This is a genomic window from Sandarakinorhabdus glacialis, from assembly GCF_014643455.1.
Classification (GTDB): Bacteria; Pseudomonadota; Alphaproteobacteria; order Sphingomonadales; family Sphingomonadaceae; genus Sandarakinorhabdus; species Sandarakinorhabdus glacialis.
In genome coordinates, this window is the sequence record NZ_BMJM01000013.1 from 68,901 (window position 1) to 75,460 (window position 6,560).

Sequence of the window (6,560 nt, forward strand, 5' to 3'; positions counted from 1 at the left end):
TCGCTCCTCGTCAGGCCAGATTGAGCCACACGGTCTTGTTGTAAAGATACTCCTCGACATGACGGCGGCCACCCTTGGCGCCGTAGCCGCTCATCCGGAAGCCCTCGGACGGCACCGTCACTTCCGTCGCGCCATAGCAATTGACCCACATCATCCCGGCGCGGACATCGCGAGCAACGCGGTGCGCCGTACCGACATCACGCGACCAGACCGCGCCGCCCAGTCCATACTGGGTGTCGTTGGCAAGACGGATTGCGTCCGCCTCGGTATCGAACGGGATGACCGAGGCAACCGGCCCGAATATCTCCTCGCGGGCGGTGCGCATGTCGTTGGTCATGCCCGCCAGGACTGTCGGCGGCACGAAATAGCCGTTGGCGAGGTCGCCGCCGAGTCGCTCGCCGCCAGCGACGATCTGCGCCCCTTCGGCGCGCGCAAGGTCGAAATAGCCCGTCACGGTGTCCAGCTGCCGCCTCGAGACAAGCGGGCCGAGCTGCGTTTCGGGATCCATCCCATCGCCTACCTTGATCGTCTTGCTGAAAGCGGTCAGGCGCTCGACAAACTCGTCGAGGATCGACCGCTGCACGAAGATGCGCGTCCCGGCATAACAGATCTGGCCGCTGTTGTTGAAGCACCCCATGCCGGCGCCGGGCACCGCCCGATCGAGGTCAGCATCGGCAAAGATCATGTCGGGCGATTTCCCGCCCAGTTCGACCGCAACCCGCTTCATGTTGCCAGCCGAGGCTTCGATGATCTTTCGGCCGGTCGCGGTCGAGCCGGTGAAGGCGATCTTGTCTACATCCGGATGCGCCGCGAGCCGCGCCCCGGCGGTCGATCCCATGCCAGTCACGACGTTGATGACGCCATCGGGAAGGCCGGCTTCCTGCATGATCTCGGCAAAGCGCAGCACGCCGAGCGAGGCGTCCTCGGCGGGCTTGAGCACCAGGGTGCAGCCGGTCGCGAGCGTCGGGCCGATGCTCCACAGTTGCGAGATTAGGGGCCCATTCCACGGAATGATCCCTCCGACGACGCCGATCGGTGCGCGCAGCGTGTAGGTGAACATGTCGCCGGGGAAGCTGTTGTGCGGCGTCTCGCCCGCCAATGCGACTGCCTGGCCGGCGTAGAAACGCAACGCCTGCACGATCCAGCGCTTGTAAGTCCGCGTGCGCGCGATTGGCGCACCCATATCAAGCGTTTCGAGCACGCACAGATCGTCGAACCGGCGCTCGAGCATGTCGGCGATTGCCAGCATCAGCGCCTGCCGGTCCAATGGCTTGAATTTGCTCCATGGTCCTTCGAATGCAGTGCGCGCCGCGGCGACGGCGATATCGACGTCTTCCGCTCCGCCCTCGGCCAACTGCGCTATGACCTTCCCGGTCGCCGGGTTCACGGAATCAAACAAGCGCCCGGACAGCGCCGGAACCCATTGGCCGCCGATCAGCAGCCGTTTAGGCTTGCCGTCTAGAAAGGGATGGACGGTTGCACTCATGAGAAAGTCATCTCTGCCTTGACGATTTCGTCCGCTTTGGTGACCTCGGCGCAGACCTGCACATGGCAGCCGGGGCAGCAGAACCGGCGCAGCACGATGGGCTCATCGACAAAATGCGCTGGGTCCACTGCAGACGGAATGGTTGTGACCGACGCCTCGTCCATGAGCGCAGCCACCTTGTAGTCGCCGCCGTAGCCGCAGTAGCGATGCCCGCATTTGTCACAGGCCAGGACGCGCTCGCCATCCCGATCGACCGAAGCGATGTAAGCGTGGATGAGCCGACGAGGTTCGCCGGTCGCCGGCGTCGTGCGCGCATCATCGGATAAGCCCGAAGCGCGCCACAAGGCCCGTTCGCCGCGCAGTTTGTGCCGGAGAGCTTCGGTGGGTTTGACGGCAACATCGCCCCCGGACGTCAGCGCCACCCCGTAGATCGACGTCGCCGCGTGGGTCGAGGCATAGCCAAGCGCGACGTCGCGCGCGACCCGGGCGGGATCGCGTTCGAGCGGGTCGCCATAACCGCCGCCGCCGCCGACGCGGATCTCCATCACGTCACCTGCGTCCAGCGCGGCACCGTTGGATTTCGCGCGTAACGGCTCGGTGCGCTCGGCCTGCAGCTCTTCGATGCCAGCGGGCATGATCCGGTTGCCCGCCCTTTCAAGTAGGTCGGTACCATAGCGCACCAGGTAATGCCCGGCCGGCGACGGCAGGCCGCCGAACAAGCCACCCGCATTCTGGGCAGATATGCACTGCCCCCCCGAGTTCGTGACCACGGTCATCGATTGCGAGCGATAAGGTGTGATCGCCGATCGAATGCCGTTGCCGCCGCGCCACTCGCCGGCCCCGCCGCCATCGGCGTCTTCCTTGCGGTAGAGGAACAGAAGGGGATACCATTGTTCAATCAGCTCGACGTTGAGCACTACCGACAGCGGGCTGAACGTCGGGCCGCTCGAATTGACGCCATCACCGAATGACCGCGCGCCCGACCCGCAACCGAAGGAATCGAGGATCGCCTGGCCGAAATACTTGCCGCGGTCGTCGTACCCGATCAGCACGGGCAACATGAAATCGCCACACGGTGCGACCAGATCGGGGCGCAACTCGTCGGCGCACGCCATCATCCGCGACAGGATCGATTGCACCGCGTTCATCATCGGGATGGTCTGCAAAATGCCGCCGCTGACCGCCGTCGGATAATCGACACACAGCAGCAGGCCGGGCGTCAGGTCATAGTCGATCTGCCGCTCGCAGCCGCCATAGGCAAAAAGCTGCGCGTACAGCATTGAGACAGAGATGATGCCGGTAATCGAACCTGAAAATGAGGTGAAGGGTATGCCGTTCGTTCCGGGCGTTTGTGCATCGGTTCCAGCATTGTTGATCGTGATGCGATCGCCCTTCTTGGTGATCGTGAGGTGCGTCCGCTGCGTCGTACGCTGGCCCGGCAAGGCTTCGTCGAGGTAGCGGATTTCCGTCCACGTCCCGTCCGGAACCTTCAGCAGCGTCTGGCGAAAGCTTTCCTGCGCCTGGTCGAGCATGCGGCGCATCGCTGCCTTGACCGTGCCGGCGCCGTAACGCTTGGCCAGACCGACAATCTGATCGCGGGCGAGCACGACCCCCGCGATCTGCGCTCGCAGATCGAGCGCGACGAGGTCGGGCATGCGCGACTGACGCAGATACAGCGCCTCCATGTCGGGACGCAGTTCGCCGCGCTCGACCATCTTGAATGGCGTCAGCACGACCGGATCGGAATAAACGTCCTCGGCGTTCTGCGGCCAGCCGCCGGGAACGATGCCGCCCAGATCATATTGGTGCCCGGCGTTGGCCACCCAGCCGAACAACATGCCATCGACGAAGATGGGGGCTGCAAACATCACGTCCATCTGATGGCAGGCGGCGATCCACGGATCGTTGCAGCACCAGATGTCGCCCTCGTCGATGCCGGGCTTGCCGCTATGTTTTTCAAGGATGTAGCGAATACCCAGCGGCGCGCCTGCGTTGAGAAACTGCACATAGGGTGCATTGACGACGACTTCTGCGTCCTCGGTGAGGATCGACATGTTGAAGTCGAGCGCCGCGAGCAGCGGCGATCCGGAGATACGCGTGATCGTTTCGCCGTGCGCAAGGTTGATCGTCCACAGCTTCTGCCGCAGGACCTCGAAGGTGACCGGATCCAGATTGTCGTCGAAATCGGTGTGGAGCGCGAGGTTGGGAGAAATCCGGTCGCTCCAGTCCGGCTTGGGCCGGTAGCTGTGCGTCCGGCCGTTCCAGTCAGTCGCAGCTTGGTTGTTATGCATGTCCAATCCCCTCAGACGCTGGCATGGAGGTCGATGACGACGCTTCCGGTTGGGTCGATCCGCGCCGTGCAACCATGGGGCACGACGACGGTCGTGTCGGGAAACTCGATGACCGCCGGTCCAGAAGTCGAGAAGCCGGTTCCCAGCCGCGCACCGTCGAAAACGGCCGTCGACTCGGCGCCGCCGCCGCGTCCGTACCAGATGATGTCGCGCGGTTTCTTGGCATCGTCACCCGTCATGTCCGAGCCCTGCTGGACAAGTTCGCCGACACGCAGGTCAGACAATTTGGCGGCACCATGGACCTGGAGACCGGTCAATCCGAACCCGGCGGCGGCGAAACCGCTGCCCTGGCCGAACAGCCGCTCATATTCGGCTTCGAAGGTCGCGACGAGGCGTTGGACAGTGGCGGCGTCATAGACACCGGCCTCGGCCGGTACGGCGACCTGGTTGATCTGCAACGAGTAGCGCAGTTCGGCGAAACGCTTGAACTCGATCGCGTCAACCGGAACGCCCTGCTTGGCGAGTTTCTCGATGACACGCGCTTCGAGGATCGGCCAGCGTCGGTTGATCTCCTCGGGGTCGAAGGGACTGGAAAGGCCGATCGCGGTCTGTTCGGTGACCAGTGCTTCCGAGGCGGAAATACCGAACGCGGACCAGCCGGCAGCCAGGTTGCTCATCGGTATGACCACCGACCGCGCGCCCAGTTCACGCGCGATCGCGGCACCGTGCAAGCCGCCGCCGCCGCCGAAACCGTAGAGTACGAAGTCGCGCGGGTCATGCCCCTGCTGCGTCAAGGTCAGCCAGATCGAGTCGGCCATCTGGCTGTCGATAATTCGTAGCGCGGCAGCAGCAGTCTGTTTGGCGTCGAGCCCGAGCGGTGCGCCGACCCGCGCGAGCGCGATTTCCGCAGCGGCGAGGTCGAGTGCGATCTTGCCGCCGAAAAAATAGTCCGGATCGAAAAATCCCAGCACGGCGGCGGCATCGGTGACCGTGGGTTGCTGGCCGCCCCGGCTGAAACAGACGGGACCGGGCCTTGCACCCGCGCTGTGCGGTCCGACCTTCAGCATGGCGCCTTCGGTTCGGATAATGCTGCCACCGCCCGCGCCGACCGACCGGACGTCGAGCGTCGGCACGAAATATTCGTACTGGCCATAGCTCGCGGTCGGCCGGCGTACCGGCACACCGTCGAAGATGGTCCCGATGTCGAGCGTCGTGCCGCCGACGTCGGCAGTAATCACGTTCCGGCTGCCGCCGACCGCAGCAGCGTTGGCGAGGCTGGCGGCTCCGATCAAGCCGGCGACTGGCCCGGACCCGACGGTCAGGACTGGCACTTCGGCGGCATGTTCGGCATCGATCAGTCCGCCGGCGCAGGACATGATTTGCAGCGAGCGCGTATAACCGCAGCGTTTCAGATCGACTTGCAGCGCTTCAAGGTAGAGGCGCATCGGCGGGCCGATCAGCGCGTTGACGATCGTGGCGATCGTGCGCTCATACTCACCGACTCGCGGACTGACCTCCGACGAGATCGACACGAAGAGATCCGGCGCGATCTCGTGCACCAGTTCGCGCAGCCGCTTTTCGTGGGTGTCGTTTGCAGTCGACCAAAGCAGCGAAATGGCGATCGCCTCGACGCCTTGATCGACGATCCGGCTGATGGCGTCGCGCGCCGTATCTTCGTTCAGCGCCGCAAACACCTGTCCATCAAAGCTGATGCGCTCATCGATCCCCTCGCACAGCCATTTGGGTACCAAAGGCTCGGGCTTGGTCTGTTTGGCGACATGCGCGATATAGTCCGCCGGCATGAATTTCAGTCGATTGCCGGCTTTCATGATGAAGACCGTATCGGTGTGGCCGCGGGTCGCCAGCAAGCCGACACGCGCGGTCTTGTGCTCCACCAGGGCGTTGGTGCCGACCGTGCAGCCATGATAAACCTGTGCGTCGGCGAGCATCTCTTCGAGCGTCACATCGTGCATCTCGGCGGCAGTGCGCAGGGAGGCAATGAAACCGGTTTGAAAATCGGGCGGGGTCGAGGACGACTTGCCAATCTTGACGACCGGGGGCGTACCGTCCGTCGACGCCCGGATTGCGACACAATCCGTGAACGTACCGCCGATATCGACCCCCACAATGTATCGCACGCTTGCCTCCCCAAATTAGATACGAGGACGTATGGTCCTACAATTAGATTTCAAATCCTTGCGCGCTATAAGCGGGGCTGTCAAGCAGACCGAATTCGGGGGAAGCGTCTCATTTTGGAATCGTTGCCGGCGCAGGCGGTGCCGCCCTCACATCGGCGGCATTCATTTGCTTGGCGTGGCAAAACGACCAGGGCTCGTCATGCTGGATGGGCAACGCCTCCACGTTGCGCTCCGTGTCGTCATGCAGGTCGAGGCAACCCCTTGGCTATCGCTGCCTTGCACACAGCTTTCACCATGCGGCCGCCCGCGCGCCTGATCCACCAGTCCGATCGCGGTCGTTAATAATGCGCCGTCGACTACCAGCCGTGCTACGCCGTCTTGGCATCCGGAAAGGCCAAGGTGTTCGATTACATCGAACGCTTCTACACCGACAGCCGCTGAGGCGCAGGCATTCGGAACAACAGCGCCCCGCTCGTGCAAACGGACGCCGCGTCCTAGGGCCGAGACTCATAACCACCACATGATGGCGGCGGCGAGGTAGATGTTGCCGAGGAAGTTGGCGGCGAGTTTATCGTAGCGGGTGGCGAGGCGACGGCAGTCTTTGAGGCGGCAGAACATGCGCTCGATGGCGTTGCGGCTTTTGTA

At 63.6% G+C, this 6,560-nt stretch carries 4 protein-coding genes; all 4 read right to left on the reverse strand.

The window, feature by feature from the left end:
* Window positions 1-10 precede the first annotated feature (10 nt).
* Window positions 11-1,486, reverse strand: coding sequence for an aldehyde dehydrogenase family protein (locus IEW98_RS14345; protein WP_188763921.1), 1,476 nt, complete (start codon window positions 1,484-1,486; stop codon window positions 11-13).
* Window positions 1,483-3,777: a hydantoinase B/oxoprolinase family protein gene (locus tag IEW98_RS14350; RefSeq protein ID WP_188763923.1), complete on the reverse strand. Its 2,295-nt coding sequence runs from the start codon at window positions 3,775-3,777 to the stop codon at window positions 1,483-1,485. The genes IEW98_RS14345 and IEW98_RS14350 overlap by 4 nt, the downstream gene beginning before the upstream one ends.
* Window positions 3,778-3,788: 11 nt before the next feature.
* Window positions 3,789-5,915 carry a hydantoinase/oxoprolinase family protein gene (locus IEW98_RS14355; RefSeq protein ID WP_188763924.1) on the reverse strand — a complete coding sequence of 709 codons (2,127 nt, stop codon included), beginning with the start codon at window positions 5,913-5,915 and terminating at the stop codon, window positions 3,789-3,791.
* 507 nt (window positions 5,916-6,422) lie between these two features.
* On the reverse strand, window positions 6,423-6,560 hold a 138-nt coding region (locus IEW98_RS14360), incomplete at its 5' end, for a transposase (RefSeq protein ID WP_188763926.1).

What these genes read in the sequence shown, in the direction of transcription:
- IEW98_RS14345 (WP_188763921.1), bottom strand. Translation starts at nt 1,486, where the DNA reads ATGAGTGCAACCGTCCATCCCTTTCTAGACGGCAAGCCTAAACGGCTG.
- IEW98_RS14350 (WP_188763923.1), bottom strand. Translation starts at nt 3,777, where the DNA reads ATGCATAACAACCAAGCTGCGACTGACTGGAACGGCCGGACGCACAGC.